Below are 14616 nucleotides of genomic sequence, written 5' to 3' on the forward strand. Positions count from 1 at the left end.
GAAAATAGAGGGTACAAAAAATGCGAATTTTCCTGTATGGTAAAGGTGACCAAACCAAACCATTGGAGGAAAATTCGCATGTACTCTCAGTTTATCAAAGAACTTATCGATTTACCAGATGTTTTGATTCAAAAGGTGCGAAAAGAAGGAGATCGTTGGATTTTCGAACTTTCTCTACCTGAACAATGCCCATTATGTCCTGTCTGCTTGAAACGCACGATCAAAATGACAGGAAAAAAGAAGCAATGGATGCATGGCTATGCTCAACGAATCGGGATTTTTTGGATTGAACTTCCTGTCGAGCGCAGACGTTGTAGTACGTGTGGCATGACGTTCAGCACGTCTTATCCAGGAATCTCCCCTCGAAGTGTGGCAACAGACGCTTTTCAGCAATGGGTGGCGCAATCTTGCATCGGGACATCCATTCAGGCAGTAGCTCGGATGCTCAAACTCCCTTACACGACCGTGGAACGTTGGTTTTATACCCATGCCCCTTCCTTCCTATCGAATGATATCCAACCAAAGGCGGTTTGTGTCGATGAATTTGCCTTTCGAAAAGGGCATGACTACGGAGTGGCGATCATGGATGCCGAGACGGGAGAAGTGTATGCCATCGAAGCTGGAAAGAACGAGGAAGCCATCAGACGTGCGTTGGCGCATGTGTCTCGTTCTGTTCAGTATGTCGTAAGCGATTTAGCCCCAGCGATGAAAAAAGCCATTCAAGGGGGTTGCCCAGAGGCGACACACGTGGTCGATTATTTCCATGTCATTCAGCTGTTTACGGATGCTTTAGATCGTTGCCGCAAATATGTAGACAAAGGAAGCAGGAAACACGGAAATGTTCGTTACGTTTGCCGTTTATTGAGCACATGCCCAGAGAAATTGACGGAGGAAGAACGTCAAATCGTACGAGAATGGTGTAATGAAAGCGATGACTTAAAGTCGGTCTACCAATCGCTCCAACATTTTCGTTATGTGTCCAAAAGCAAAGACGAGCAACAGGCGAAACGACGTTTGGAGTCTTGGATTCATCGGTATTCGTTTTGTCCTTGTTCGGTTGTGCGCGCGATTGCAAAAGCGCTCGTCAAGCGAACAGAAGAAATCGTTTCTTGCATTTTATCCCCTTACTCGAATGGGAAAATGGAAGGAACGAACAACAAGATCAAGCTGATCAAACGTCGAGGATATGGATACAGAAATATCCAGCGTTTTGCATTACGGGTTCGGTTAGAAACGACTAACATACTTTAATGGCAGGTGCAAGTACAACTTTTGGTGATGAACCGAAATTCTCATTGATGACACATTTAAACTAGATGCATTAGAGGATGAATACGTTCGCGAAATCAAAATCTCCAGTAAAATGGCCGAAGCGGATCGTTTTCAAATGTTGTACTATCTTTACGAACTGAAAAAACGAGGCATTCATAAAAAAGGATTGATCAGCTATACGAAGGAAAGAAAGACGGAGGAAGTGATATTAACAGAAGAAGACGAGCGAAAGGTGGAAAAGGCTTTAAAAGACATCTATCAAATTTTGCAACTTCCCTCTCCCCCGCCTCTTAAAAAACTATCATATTGTCCAAAGTGTGCATATTATGAATTTTGCTATGCACTGGAAGGTGACGAATGATGTTGAAAGATCATTATATTTTTTCGAACGGGCGGCTCAAGCGAAAGGACAATACGATTTATTTTTTAGATGAAAACGAAAACAAGAGATCGCTTCCTGTGCATCAAATCGAAAATTTATATGTATTTGGGGAAGTGGACTTCAACTCCGCGTTGCTTAATTTGTTAAGCCAGCATGAGGTCCATTTGCATATTTTCAACTATTACGGGTTCTATGCGGGAACGTTCTGTCCACGAAACAGAAAAGTGTCTGGTTTTACCGTTGTGCAACAGAGCGCCCATTATCTCGATAAAGGAAAACGGCTGTATATAGCAAAAATGTTTTTGGAAAGCGCTGTGCATCATATGTTGCGGAATATTCGCAGACATAAAGAGAAGACAGAGGTCTATATCCATCAAATCGAAGAAGAGGCAAAAAAACTGGACGCAGCGAGTACCGTTCAAGAGTTAATGGGAATTGAAGGCCGGATTCGCCAACATTATTATCAATCATTTAATGACATTTTGAGGCAGGATTTTACGTTTGAAAAGCGGACAAAGCAGCCTCCACGTGACCCGCTGAATGCTTTGATCTCATTCGGAAATTCATTGTGTTATACAACGGTATTAGGTGAAATCTACAAAACACCGCTTGATCCTACGGTTAGTTTTTTGCATGAACCGTCGACAAGGCGATTTTCATTAAGTTTGGATTTAGCCGAAATCTTTAAGCCATTGATCGTCGATCCGGTTATTATCGCTTCCATTAACAATCGGATCATTACCAATAAACATTTTGATGATATAGATGGAATGGTATTTTTAAATGAGGAAGGAAAGAAAAAGTTTATTATTGAGTGGGAGAATAAATTGGCTACATCCATCCAACATCGGAAGCTGAAAAGAAAAGTGAGTTATCGGCATTTTATACGATTGGAATGCTACAAGCTCATTAAACATTTCATTGGGGATGAACTATATAAACCGTTGAAAGCGTGGTGGTGAAACATGTTTGTCATCATTACGTATGACGTAGCGGAGAAGCGGGTCAACAAAGTTTGCAAAAAATTAAAGGAATACCTCACTTGGACGCAAAATAGCGTATTTGAAGGGGAGATTTCGAAAAGCCTGCTGATGAAGTGCATGTATGAATTGGAGATGATCATTGATAAAGAAGAAGACTCCATTTACTTATACGAAATAGGAAATCCGAAGAATATAAAAAAGCGGGTATTTGGTCAGGAAAAGAATTTTGATGAGTTGTTCCTCTAAGTTTTAAGAATTTGCAGTGAACCTCCTTTTAACGGATAAATGGGGAAAAGCTTGATTTATCAAGGGAAGTGTGTCATTATTTGCGCAGCATAGAAAACACAATTACTACTTTACTGCAAAATGAGGTATAATTGTTGTGTAGGCATTAGCCGGAATTCCCTGCTACATCAATGAATATTGCTTTGTAACTGATAGGGGTTTTATCTGAACGGAGAGGGATTTAAAGTGAAATGAAGGCGGAAATGGCCGCGGCGGAATGGCGTAGGTTTTATCTGAACGGAGAGGGATTTAAAGCAAGCAAGCCGGATGTAGATAACTATGCGAAATCCGTTTTATCTGAACGGAGAGGGATTTAAAGTCAAATGGTTCAATGAGCAGGACTGGGAACGATACCGTTTTATCTGAACGGAGAGGGATTTAAAGCAGAGATACACGTGGGACGGGATCGCGGAACAACTGCGTTTTATCTGAACGGAGAGGGATTTAAAGTTCTCATCAAACGTCACATCGCGCCTTGTTGCGCGTTTTATCTGAACGGAGAGGGATTTAAAGATAATAATAAAATAATGGCCACTTCAAAAGGAATGAAGTTTTATCTGAACGGAGAGGGATTTAAAGCCGGAAGGGTTAAATATTGGCTGGATTACTTGGTTTATAGTTTTATCTGAACGGAGAGGGATTTAAAGACGACGCGACTTCTGAATCGTCCGATCCGGAAGCGCGTTTTATCTGAACGGAGAGGGATTTAAAGCAGGGCGGACGTATTGAATTTGACTATTTAGTTAGTGTTTTATCTGAACGGAGAGGGATTTAAAGTGCTTTGTCGGATCATCTTCCCCCTCCTAGCGCATAGTTTTATCTGAACGGAGAGGGATTTAAAGTTGATCATTTTATCAATGTAAGCATTCATTTCCTTGTTTTATCTGAACGGAGAGGGATTTAAAGGTGTCTAACATCAAAGTAAAGATCATCAAACGATTTTTCGTTTTATCTGAACGGAGAGGGATTTAAAGCAAGTCCTCAACCCCATTTTCGTTTGGGATCATGATGTTTTATCTGAACGGAGAGGGATTTAAAGGAATTTTTCTTGTTCAATTTTCATACGTTCAATTTCGTTTTATCTGAACGGAGAGGGATTTAAAGTTCAATAGCTGCTTTACGATTCCACATAATTAATCATGTTTTATCTGAACGGAGAGGGATTTAAAGTTCGACACCAGAGCCGTTGCATTTGAAGCAAATTCCTGTTTTATCTGAACGGAGAGGGATTTAAAGTCAGATCACTGACACAATAAACGCAATAACAGCCATGTTTTATCTGAACGGAGAGGGATTTAAAGCGGCTCGGCGAATACAAGTCCGCTATCATACAGCGCCTGTTTTATCTGAACGGAGAGGGATTTAAAGTTCAATAGCTGCTTTACGATTCCACATAATTAATCATGTTTTATCTGAACGGAGAGGGATTTAAAGTTCGACACCAGAGCCGTTGCATTTGAAGCAAATTCCTGTTTTATCTGAACGGAGAGGGATTTAAAGTCAGATCACTGACACAATAAACGCAATAACAGCCATGTTTTATCTGAACGGAGAGGGATTTAAAGCGGCTCGGCGAATACAAGTCCGCTATCATACAGCGCCTGTTTTATCTGAACGGAGAGGGATTTAAAGTTAAAATCGGTGAGAAAGAAATCGGGCTGAAGGCTACGTTTTATCTGAACGGAGAGGGATTTAAAGAACATAAATTGCGCCGTCCACAAGGCATTCATATGTTTTATCTGAACGGAGAGGGATTTAAAGTGCGATTTTAGACATCCTGAAAATCGAAATGGAAGAGGTTTTATCTGAACGGAGAGGGATTTAAAGCCGATTTCAAGCGGCAGGCTGGCGAGCACCGTTCCGTTTTATCTGAACGGAGTGGGATTTAAAGAACCATTTCATCGCCGAAGTCGTTTTATTTGAACGGAGTGGGATTCAAAATCGGCGATAATGTGATGCCCGAGTTCGACAGTGACTAGGCAAACAAAATGCCTTTCGTCCCTTGATGCAAAAGTGACGAGAGACATTTGGGCACACTTTGGGCGTGTAGCTTAGGCGCGAGGATGGATGCCTAGGATCTTCGGAGGAGGCTCCAGCCCTAGAGCCGCAAAGAGTTGCGCTTGTTTGGCCGTCAGTTCAGTCCGTTGATGCAGGTCGCCGTTTTTGGAAGAAAAATGACCAAGCATGAGACGCTCACATTCGTCTCTTACTTTTGGCCATGATTCATGAGTCAGGAGAAAGGAATCGCGAAATGCTTTGGGCCAGACGTTCCAGGACGGCGCGATCCACTTCATCTGCGCGCCCAAACGAATCAATCACCTTCGCTTTCGCATATTTGGCCTTCGGATCCTATCCGTTGTGAGCAAGCTGGAGATACGCCACGGTCGTTCCGTCTTTGTTTTTGTGTGTTACTCGTCGTATGTACATGCCTATATTATAAACGATATTAGGCTTTTTAAAAGGATAAATTGTCAATTCGTGTGCCTGTGAAATTCAGCTCTTTTTTCTAGGATCCGTATGGCGAAATCCTTGATATCACAGCATTTTGGTCATTTTCATTTGCCTAAAATGGCCTCAAAACTGTCGAACTCGGGTGATGCGAGTCGTGCGCAATCGAAGCGGCGATGGCGCCTGTTTTGAACCCGAAGCCGCGGACGATGCCAAGGCCGCGATGGCGTTTGACGACCACAAGCTTCAGCAAATCCCGTTCGACCGAAGGGGAAAAGGCCCCGTCGCGGACATCGACTTCGGTGACAAGATGGTTCGTATGCAAATGGTTTGGGATGATCTCAATGACATGGGCTTTGTTTCCTTTCCGCATCGGAATGCGAAGATCGGCTTCGGTGACCGGTTGGCAACGGATGGATTGCCGCAATGTTGGTTCAATGCCGCAAGCCGATCGTTCGGAACGGAATGTGGCCTGCCCCTGCTCGGCCACCTGTTTTCCGGATTTAAATACGTGAGAGATTTTCAGCGTTTCCAAATCCTCAACGAACAAAAAGTCGGCGTCATACCCCGGGGCGACAGCGCCCTTCGTCGACAACCGGTAGCACTCGGCGGCGTTTAATGTGGCCATCTGGATGGCCAGAAGCGGGTCGAGCCCGGCGCGAATGGCGAGCCGCACATTATGGTCGACGCTTCCTTCGAACCATAAGTCGTCGAGATGTTTATCGTCTGTGCAAAACAGAAAGCGGCGCGCGTTGTGCTCAGTGACGGCAGGAAGAAGTTTTTCGAGGTCTTTAGCGACTGATCCTTGGCGAATGAGCACGTACATGCCGCGGCGAATGCGTTCAAGCGCTTCGTCGACGGTGACGCATTCATGATCCGTATGGATGCGGGAGCTTCGGTAGACGTTGATGGCGTTGGCATCAAGGCCGGCCAAGTGGCCGTCGATCAGGCGGTTGGCGTTTGCCGCGAGCGCCAATTTGTCGAGCATCGACGGGTGTTGTTCCCTTAATGACGGATAGTCCATCACTTCCGACAATCCGAGAACGCGTTCATCGTTGAAAAACGGCGCCAGTTCCGCGGTGGATAAGATGGCTCCGGCATGTTCAAATGAGGCGGCCGGCACGCACGACGGCAACATCATATACACATCGAGCGGCGTCCGTTTCGCATCATCGAGCATAAACTGGATGCCGTGGATGCCGGCGACGTTCGCGATTTCGTGCGGATCGGCGATCACCGTGGTGACCCCATGCGGGAGAACGACGCGGGCGAATTCGCTCGGGGGCACCATTGATGATTCGATATGCACATGTCCGTCAATCAGCCCCGGGCATACATAACGCCCTTCGGCATCGATCGTTTGCTTTCCCTCATAGCGGCCAATGCCGACGATCATCCCCTCAGCAATGGCGAGATCCCCTTCGATGATTTCGCGCGTAAACACGTTGACGATTTTCCCGTTTTTGATGACAAGGTCGGCTTTCGTTTGTTTCGCGGCGGCGGCGATTCGCGTCTGCAATGTCGAAGTCATGTCGTTCATTCTCCTTTCTGCCTGTGAATCGTGATCACCAGTGGAAATTGGCTTCATTGTACTGAGCTAGACGGCAGGTTGTCAACCGCTTCCGTTCATTTTTTTGACATATGCCTCTTTACAATGTAACAATGTTATGTTATGTTTATAACGAGAGGTGAGCCGATCATGGAACAGGAATTGATTTCGAAAAAAGAACTGCTGGAGCTGACCGGTATTTCGTACGGTCAGCTGTACCGCTGGAAGCGGAAAAAGCTCATTCCGGAAGAATGGTTTATTCGCAAATCGACATTCACCGGACAAGAGACCTTTTTCCCGAAAGAAAAAATATTGGCGCGCATTGAGAAAATCAAAGAGCTGAAAGATGAGCTGTCGCTTGATGAGCTGGCGGGCATGTTTGCGCCTGATCCGGCGGCGGTCGTCTTGACGAAAGAGGAAATTGCGAAACGTCACATTGTTTCGGATATGGTGCTGCAATGGTTGAATGACGAGTTGGGAGACCGCCAAGACGTGTCGTTTGCAGAGCTTCTTTCCTTTTACATCGTTGACCGACTCCTCCGCTCCGGTGAGATCAGTCTCGAAGAAGGGAAGAACATATGGAGGATGTTCGAGAGTCATTATCCAAAACTGCAAGGGAAATCATGCGAGCTGGTTGTTCTGCGCAAAATGGGGGTGACGGCCTGCCTTCTGATGGAAGGGGCGGGTGGGTTGTACGCGGAAGAAGGGGCGAAGCTCGTTGCCCGGTTGCACGTGCCAGCGTTCATCGAGGAGCTGAAACTAAACATTTCGGAGGGATAAAAAGATGGAGCGTCGAGATTTGGTCATTGCCGGAACCGGGCATGCGTCCGGCGGGCTGTACAACTTGGTGAAATTGTCGGGGAATGGAAAGCTGTATGGCGACATCGATTGCCTCGAGCTGCAAGTGCAAGGAAATGCGGCGGTGGAAGGAAGCGTGAAAGCTAACATGGTCCATATTGCCGGGAAAGGGCATGTGGCAGGCGGGATGGAGTGCGAGTGGATGAAAGTGAGCGGGAGTGTGAGAATTGGAGAACATGTGCAATGCCAAGAGGCGACCGTTCGCGGCCATGGGGAGGTGAAAGGCTCATGGACGGCGGAGACGGTTCGCGTCCATGGCGAGCTCACCATCGGCGGCGATTGTTCGGCTGAACGGATGGAGGTCGAAGGTCATTTCACGGTCGGCGGGCTGTTGAATGCCGGCTATATCGAAGTGAAGTTGCTTGGCCCGAGCCGCGCTAAGGAGATCGGCGGGGAAACGATTGTCATTAAGCGGCAAGGAAGCTCGTTGTTGAAAAAATGGTTTTTTCCAGCAGAGTTGACCGTCGATGTCATTGAAGGGGATTCCGTTCATCTTGAACATACAACCGCGAAAATGGTACGCGGCAATCGCGTGATGATCGGGCCAGGGTGCCGCATCGAGCGGGTCGAGTATCGGGATGCGTTGGAATGCGATGAAGAGGCGAAAATTGGAACGGTAGAGAAAGGGTGAGAACGATGGCGGAGAGAAATTTGACGATTAACGGATCGGCGCTTTCAGGCGGCGGCACGTTCCATCACGTCACGATTCGCGGTGATGTGACGATTCGGGGTGACATCGAATGCGATCGCTGGAAAGTGTTCGGCTCGGCGGATGTGAAAGGAGTGGTCACCGCCCGCACGTTTCGCCTGTTTGGCCAGGCGAACGTGGACGGTCCTGTGCATGCGGAGAAAATGGATGCGTTCGGGGAAGCAGACATCCGCGGCCATGCCCGTCTTGGGCATCTTCAGCTACTCGGGATGGTGCAGGTTGAGGGAAATGTCGAAGCGGATGCCATTCGCGGCTATGGGGAGCTGTCGGTGTCGGGAAGCTGCGAGGCGGAGATCGTTTCGTTGACAGGGGTCGTGCGAATTGGACAGACGTTGAATGCGGAGCAGGTGGAATTGTCGTTGTATTTTGCCGACAGCTCGATCAAGGAAATCGGCGGGCGGATGATTCGCATTAAACGAGGTAAAACATGGAAGGCTGTTCATTGGTTGACACGTCTTTCCCCATTGACCGCTACGTTAGTGGCAGACACGATTGAAGGAGATGACATTTATTTGGAACATACAAAAGCCGCAGTCGTCAGGGGGGATCGGGTGACGATCGGCCCAGGATGTGAAATTGGGCTTGTCGAATATCGTACAGCCTTTGCCCAGGATGAGCAGGCTGCGGTGGAAGAAAAAAGACAAAGGTAGAAGGAGACGGGGACGATGGAGAACAAAGAAACAAAAATGGGATTGGTGGTCATTGCATTGTTGCTTGGCATTTTTGTCGCTTCAATGGACAATACGATTGTGGCGACTGCGATGGCGACGATCGTCGCTGACTTGGGCGGGCTCAAGCAGTTCGTTTGGGTGACGTCGGCGTATATGGTGGCCGAGATGGCCGGGATGCCGATTTTCGGGAAACTGTCCGATATGTACGGGCGAAAGCGATTTTTCTTATTTGGCATGGTCGTGTTTTTGCTTGGTTCGATTTTGTGCGGCATGGCGCAAACGATCGTGCAGCTCAGCATTTTCCGCGCCATTCAAGGCATCGGCGGCGGGGCGCTGGTGCCGATCGCGTTTGCCATTATGTTTGATATTTTCCCGCCCGAGAAACGTGGGAAAATGGGCGGTTTGTTCGGCGCCGTGTTTGGCCTGTCAAGCATTTTCGGTCCGCTGCTTGGGGCGTATATCACCGATTATTTAAATTGGCGATGGGTGTTTTACATTAACATTCCGCTCGGGCTTGTCGCGTTTTTGTTGCTTTGGGTTTATTATCGCGAGTCGTCGAAGCATTCGAAACAAAGCATTGACTGGCTTGGCGTGATGACGCTCGTGCCGGCGATCGTCTGCCTCATGTTTGCTTTGGAGCTTGGCGGTCAGAAGTATGACTGGGACTCGGCCGTGATCATCGGGCTGTTTTCCGCGTTCGCGTTGTTGTTTCTCGCTTTTTTGTATGTGGAAACGAAGGCGCAAGAGCCAATCGTATCGTACCATATGTTTCGCGAGCGTCTGTTTGCGTCCACGACTCTTGTCGCCTTTTTCTCTGGCGCAACGTTTGTCGTCGCCACCGTGTACATCCCGATTTTCATCCAAGGGGTGACAGGCGGTTCAGCGACAAATTCGGGGCTGATCTTGTTGCCGATGATGCTGGCGACGACCGTATCCGCCCAGTTCGGCGGTTTTTTGGCTGGAAAAACGAGCTATCGCAATGTGATGCTCGGGTTTATGCTGCTGTTTGCGGTCGGGATCGGGCTTCTAGGGACGATTGATAAACATACGACACGGCTTGTGGTGACGTGGTATATGATCATTGTCGGTCTGGGGATCGGCGCTTCATTTTCTGTGCTCGGCATGGCGGCGATCCACCACTTTTCCGAAACGGAGCGGGGCGCGGCCAGCTCTACGAATTCGTTTGTACGGTCGCTCGGCATGACCGTCGGCATTACAGTGTTTGGAATCATTCAGCGAAACTTGTTTACGGATCAATTGGCTGAGCAGTTTCGCGGCATGGCTCAAGGAGCGTTTGGAAGCGGTGTTCACGACCCGCGCGCGATGTTGTCGCCGGAAGCGCGGGCGCACATTCCGGCCCCCGTGCTCGATCGTTTGACGGAAGCGTTGGCGTCGTCGATTGCCGACACGTTTTTATGGGCGCTCATTCCCGCGGCGCTGGCGGTCATTTGCGTGCTGTTTATGTCGAACGAGCGGCTTGCGGTGCGGATGGGTGCGCGGGGGGAACGTAAGTGAGAACTAAGCGGACGCGTCTCCTTGTTTGGTCACCGCTGAAATGAGATGAGACGAAGGGTGGACGGATGCTCATCCTATGGCGGGGATGACACCGTCCGCTTATCATTTGCATGGTTGCGATCATCGTGAACGATTGTTGCCGTTTTTATCATCCTAACCCCATTCTTCGCTTTTTCCCGGTGGAGCTGCGCAAGCAAAACTGGCGAAACTACATTCGCCATGACAATCTGGTGGCGGCTGCCCTTCTTGGCAAAATGGGGTATACTGAAAGGGAGAAAGTGGAGTTGAAAAAAGAATTTCTGCGCATGCTCGTGCGGCTCGAATTGGATGAGGCAAGGCAGCGGTTGCTCTTGGGCTTTTTTGAAGCGTATGTAAAGCTGTCGGAGGAAGAAGAGCGACAACTGCAAAGAGAGGTGAAGACGATGGAGACGAAAGAAAAAGAGAAAGTGTTGGAATTGATCATTTCCTATGAGCAGAAAGGGAGAAAAGAAGGGATGAAGCGGCTCATAGAGAGCATGGCCCGCAAAGGGATGACAAACGATGAGATTGCCCGGTTAGTAGATCTTCCAGTCGAAGAGATCCAACGGTTGCTGGAGGAATGAGTGGATGGCTTCTATATACATGCTCATTAAAAAGTTAACCTTCGTATAACCGATGCACACTCCGGTTATCCTGTTCCTAAGGAAACCTATGGAAAAGGAGCGGGATCATTCATGAAACGTCTCAACATCACCCATGATCACGGATGGACGCCACGGACGCTTCGCAAACAGGAACGGAAAATCAAAAACGCGCTTCTTCGCCAACGGGTGATGGCGGTTCGTTTGGTCATGGAAGGTTATTTGGGCAAAGAGGCGGCCTCCATGGTCAACGTGTGCCGACAAACCGTTTCCCATTATGTGTCGCTGTTCAATGAAGGCGGTCTGGAGCTCTTGCTTCATCGGGATTTCGCCCCTGGACGGGAGCCGTTTCTCACCGAAGAACAGCAGGAAGAGATCAAACAGCTTGTGTTGACCACCACTCCCGCGGAACTGGGCTGGGACGTCGCTTCGGCCTGGAACACCAAACTCCTGCAATCCTATGTCGAAAAGCACTTTGGTGTTTGCCTTTCCCGTGAAGCGCTGCGAAAACTCCTACACCGTCAAGGTCTGTCATGGACTCGCCCTGCGTACACGCTGGCGAAAGGGAATCCGGATGAGCAAAAGCAATTTGAAAAGCAAATGGATTTGATAAAAAAAACTTGATCACCAAGGAGACAGAAGATGCCGTTCTTCTGTACATCGATGAAACGCATATCCGCTCTTATCATGTCTTGCGATCCACTTGGTCCGAGGTCGGCCGTCAAAAACGTGTGCCGACATTCGGCCATCATGCCCATGTTTCGGTATTTGGCGCGGTGAACGTCCACGATGGGGACATCGTGCTTCACCAAACAGAAGCCGCCAACGCCGCGACGTTCTTGGATTTCTTGCGCCTGCTCAAAGAGCGGCATCCCAACCGGATCATTGCGCTCGTCTTGGACAATGCCCGGATTCATCACGCTCGAATGGTGAAGGACTTTTTGCGAGAAGAAGGACAATGTTTTCATTTCCTGTATCTGCCTCCCTACTCGCCGCAGCTCAACCCGATCGAGCGTTTGTGGAAATGGCTGAAGGATACGATGATCGCCAACGCCTTTCACAAAGACCGCCACGAGATCGTGCAAGCGGTTCAACGATTTGCTCATTACATTCAGGAACGCCCGGAGGAAGTGTTGCGGCGCTTGGGGTGTTCCGCGTAATCGAAAAGTTAACTTTTCAAGGTGCATTTATATATTTTCTTCTTTTGAGGATCACAGAAGACACAGAAGAAAATTGCGGAGAATACTCAGAGAGGGGCGGTGATGTTGCATCACTGTACGGATTTCAGGCGAAAAACTCGGATGGTGGATGTAACTGTATGCGGCTGTCAAAAGATCATGAATACAATGCCTTGTCGGTGAAGGCAAGGTGTTTTTTGTTGAAGTGGAAGTCGAGATAAGTGGTGTTGATGGGAATATCGAACAATTGAAGTATAATAGACTTCCCTTCCATCTGCAAGGAGATGGGTGTCGATACTGCAAGCGATCGTCCTCTTTTTGTTGACCGGCACAGCTGAAATCGGCGGTGGATATGTTTGCGGGTTACTCGGGCGTCGCCATGATGGCAGCGGTATCAGGATTTATGGCTTCCCGCTATTCATTAAGTCCCGAACCGTTTTATGTAGGAATCGGCATCGCGATGGTCGGAATGTTGCTGTCTCTCATTGTGAAGGATACGGAACAACACCTAAAGACGCAAGTTCAGGATCATGGTTCGGCAATGCCAGACCGTCCTTTATCCTCTAGAGAGATCTTTCGTTTGACATCATGGAAAGATCCTACTCTCTCTAGTGCGAGCTTTTCTGGATTGTCGACTAATTTGAAAGACGGAATGGCGTGGGGGTTGTTTCCTTTATATTTTTCGACAGTCGGATTAAGTGTAAGTGAGATCGGTGCGATTGTGGCCATATATCCAGCCGCGTGGGGTTTTTTTCAACTGTTCACGGGGGCGTTGAGTGACAAAATCGGAAGAAAGAAGCTGGTTACCTATGGCATGTGGGTGCAAGCTTTTTCGCTCTGGTTTCTTTTAGTTGTCAACCATTTTTCTTTATGGGTCTTGGGGGCGATTTTTTTAGGTTTGGGTACCGCGATGGTTTACCCGACTTTGCAAGCGGTGATCGGGGATGTTGCGTCACCGAATTGGCGCGCGTCATCGATGGGGGTATATCGCTTTTGGAGAGATAGCGGTTATGCGTTTGGGGCTCTTGCCGCAGGGGTTATAGCAGATGTAGTAGGCGTGACATGGTCGATTGGGATTGTAGCGTTGTTTCCGTTTCTAGCGGGGGTCTATTCACATGTGCGGATGGATGAAACTTTGAAGAAACCGTGACAAAGTAGGCTGTGAAGTGTGTTGATCTATTGACTTGTTTGGAATCTCTACCCGCTGTTCGCAACCCCTTCTTTGTTATGGCGCAATCCGCTCGGGGTGCTGTATTTGCCAAGTGGAAATCGCGGTGTCATGCTTGGGGTGGCAACGGCTGTAATCGTGACGATGTTTCGCGCCTATCACCGAAAAAATCCCTATGCATTTGTTAGTGAACTCGCTGATAGTTATTTATTTAGGAGGTCGCTTTGTTTATTATTTGTTTGAAAGGCGATACGGTTCATCGTTGGATCATAGTTGGTTTGCTTCCCATCCTATTCATTTGTACCAATTATTTTTGACTGTTGCTGTCATGTTGTGGACCGTATGGCAACGAAACCCTATCGAAAAAGTGAACTATGCGTATGTATTTTTCACAATATGGGGAATTAGCCAATGGATGATTTGGATGATCGCAAAGTGATGGAAACTGCGTATCAGAACTAAGGGGGTCAAACAGACGGCACACTGTTCGATGGAAACATTGGATGAAAAAAGGAATTGATCGACATGTCAGTCATATTCGCTTTCGTTGCAGGTTGAGGTGGGAAATCAAGCGCCGGATTTTGCATTGCGGACGCTTGATGGGAAGGAAGTGAGACTATCTGATCTTCGCCGCAAAAGGGTGATTGTGAACATGTGGGCGACTTAGTGTCCGCCTTGTCGAGCGGAAATGCCGGATATGCAGAAGTTTTATGAACGATATAAAGATGAAGGGGTGGAGATTGTCGCGGTCAATTTAACCCAATCGGAAAGGCAGCCGGAATATGTCGCGCGCTTCATACAGGAGTACGACATTACATTTACGGTCGTTCTTGACGAAAAAGGAGAGGTATCTCGACAATACCAGGCTCATGCGATTCCGACAAGCTATCTCATTGACTCGCAAGGGATTGTACGAAAAAAATGATTGGACCGATGAGTTATGACTGGCTGGTGGATCAGATGAAGTCGATCCAATAA

9 protein-coding genes, 7 pseudogenes and 1 CRISPR repeat array are annotated in these 14616 nt (G+C 48.0%); of the genes and pseudogenes, 13 read left to right on the top strand and 3 right to left on the bottom strand.

Annotated elements, in window-relative coordinates; all coding sequences use genetic code 11:
• Positions 1 to 78 precede the first annotated feature (78 nt).
• The 4 genes and pseudogenes from LG52_RS04915 (at position 79) to cas2 (ending at position 2883) form a co-directional block, all read left to right on the top strand.
• Positions 79 to 1251 carry an ISL3 family transposase gene (locus LG52_RS04915; RefSeq protein ID WP_044731098.1) on the top strand — a complete coding sequence of 391 codons (1173 nt, stop codon included), beginning with the start codon at positions 79 to 81 and terminating at the stop codon, positions 1249 to 1251.
• Positions 1252 to 1285: 34 nt separating this feature from the next.
• Positions 1286 to 1633: pseudogene (gene cas4, locus LG52_RS04920) on the top strand (CRISPR-associated protein Cas4); the annotation flags it as partial.
• Positions 1633 to 2616, top strand: coding sequence for a type I-B CRISPR-associated endonuclease Cas1b (gene cas1b / locus LG52_RS04925; protein ID WP_044731099.1), 984 nt, complete (start codon positions 1633 to 1635; stop codon positions 2614 to 2616). The pseudogene cas4 and the gene cas1b, both read left to right, overlap by 1 nt.
• A 3-nt stretch (positions 2617 to 2619) precedes the next feature.
• Positions 2620 to 2883 (top strand): CRISPR-associated endonuclease Cas2, encoded by a 264-nt coding sequence (gene cas2 / locus LG52_RS04930; RefSeq protein WP_044731100.1) that lies wholly within the window; start codon positions 2620 to 2622, stop codon positions 2881 to 2883.
• Positions 2884 to 3080: 197 nt separating this feature from the next.
• Positions 3081 to 4863: direct repeats of the CRISPR family, unit length 29 nt; unit sequence GTTTTATCTGAACGGAGAGGGATTTAAAG.
• 110 nt (positions 4864 to 4973) lie between these two features.
• Here the strand turns inward: cas2 and LG52_RS19640 are convergent.
• The 3 pseudogenes from LG52_RS19640 to ade all read right to left on the bottom strand — a co-directional run.
• A pseudogene (locus tag LG52_RS19640) lies at positions 4974 to 5153 on the bottom strand (transposase); the annotation flags it as partial.
• Positions 5152 to 5349: pseudogene (locus LG52_RS20960) on the bottom strand (transposase); the annotation flags it as partial. The pseudogenes LG52_RS20960 and LG52_RS19640, both read right to left, overlap by 2 nt.
• Before the next feature lie 166 nt (positions 5350 to 5515).
• Positions 5516 to 6901: pseudogene (ade, locus tag LG52_RS04940) on the bottom strand (adenine deaminase); the annotation flags it as partial.
• A 168-nt stretch (positions 6902 to 7069) separates the two neighbouring features.
• On the opposite strand from ade, the gene LG52_RS04945 reads away from it, so the two are divergent.
• The 9 genes and pseudogenes from LG52_RS04945 to LG52_RS04985 all read left to right on the top strand — a co-directional run bounded on the left by LG52_RS04945 (position 7070) and on the right by LG52_RS04985 (position 14563).
• A complete protein-coding gene (locus tag LG52_RS04945; protein ID WP_044731101.1) occupies positions 7070 to 7699 on the top strand; it encodes a YhbD family protein in 630 nt (209 codons plus the stop codon).
• Positions 7700 to 7703: 4 nt separating this feature from the next.
• A complete protein-coding gene (locus LG52_RS04950) occupies positions 7704 to 8408 on the top strand; it encodes a polymer-forming cytoskeletal protein (RefSeq protein ID WP_044731102.1) in 705 nt (234 codons plus the stop codon).
• A gap of 5 nt (positions 8409 to 8413) precedes the next feature.
• Entirely contained in the window at positions 8414 to 9136 is a 723-nt protein-coding gene (locus LG52_RS04955) for a polymer-forming cytoskeletal protein (RefSeq protein WP_044731103.1), read from the top strand.
• Positions 9137 to 9151: 15 nt separating this feature from the next.
• Complete coding sequence (locus LG52_RS04960; RefSeq protein ID WP_044731104.1) at positions 9152 to 10672, top strand: MDR family MFS transporter; 1521 nt, start codon at positions 9152 to 9154, stop codon at positions 10670 to 10672.
• Positions 10673 to 10839: 167 nt separating this feature from the next.
• A pseudogene (locus tag LG52_RS04965) lies at positions 10840 to 11274 on the top strand (DUF4351 domain-containing protein); the annotation flags it as partial.
• Between the two features lie 111 nt (positions 11275 to 11385).
• Complete coding sequence (locus LG52_RS20085; RefSeq protein WP_044731105.1) at positions 11386 to 11916, top strand: helix-turn-helix domain-containing protein; 531 nt, start codon at positions 11386 to 11388, stop codon at positions 11914 to 11916.
• Positions 11913 to 12452 (top strand): IS630 family transposase, encoded by a 540-nt coding sequence (locus LG52_RS20090; protein ID WP_044731106.1) that lies wholly within the window; start codon positions 11913 to 11915, stop codon positions 12450 to 12452. Before LG52_RS20085 ends, LG52_RS20090 begins: the two co-directional genes overlap by 4 nt.
• Before the next feature lie 373 nt (positions 12453 to 12825).
• Positions 12826 to 13620 (top strand): annotated as a pseudogene (locus LG52_RS04980) (MFS transporter); the annotation flags it as partial.
• A 628-nt stretch (positions 13621 to 14248) separates the two neighbouring features.
• Positions 14249 to 14563, top strand: a pseudogene (locus tag LG52_RS04985) (TlpA disulfide reductase family protein).
• Positions 14564 to 14616: the final 53 nt, after the last annotated feature.

Origin of the sequence: Geobacillus kaustophilus (genome assembly GCF_000948285.1) — a bacterium.
In the GTDB taxonomy this organism is placed as follows: Bacteria; Bacillota; Bacilli; order Bacillales; family Anoxybacillaceae; genus Geobacillus; species Geobacillus thermoleovorans_A.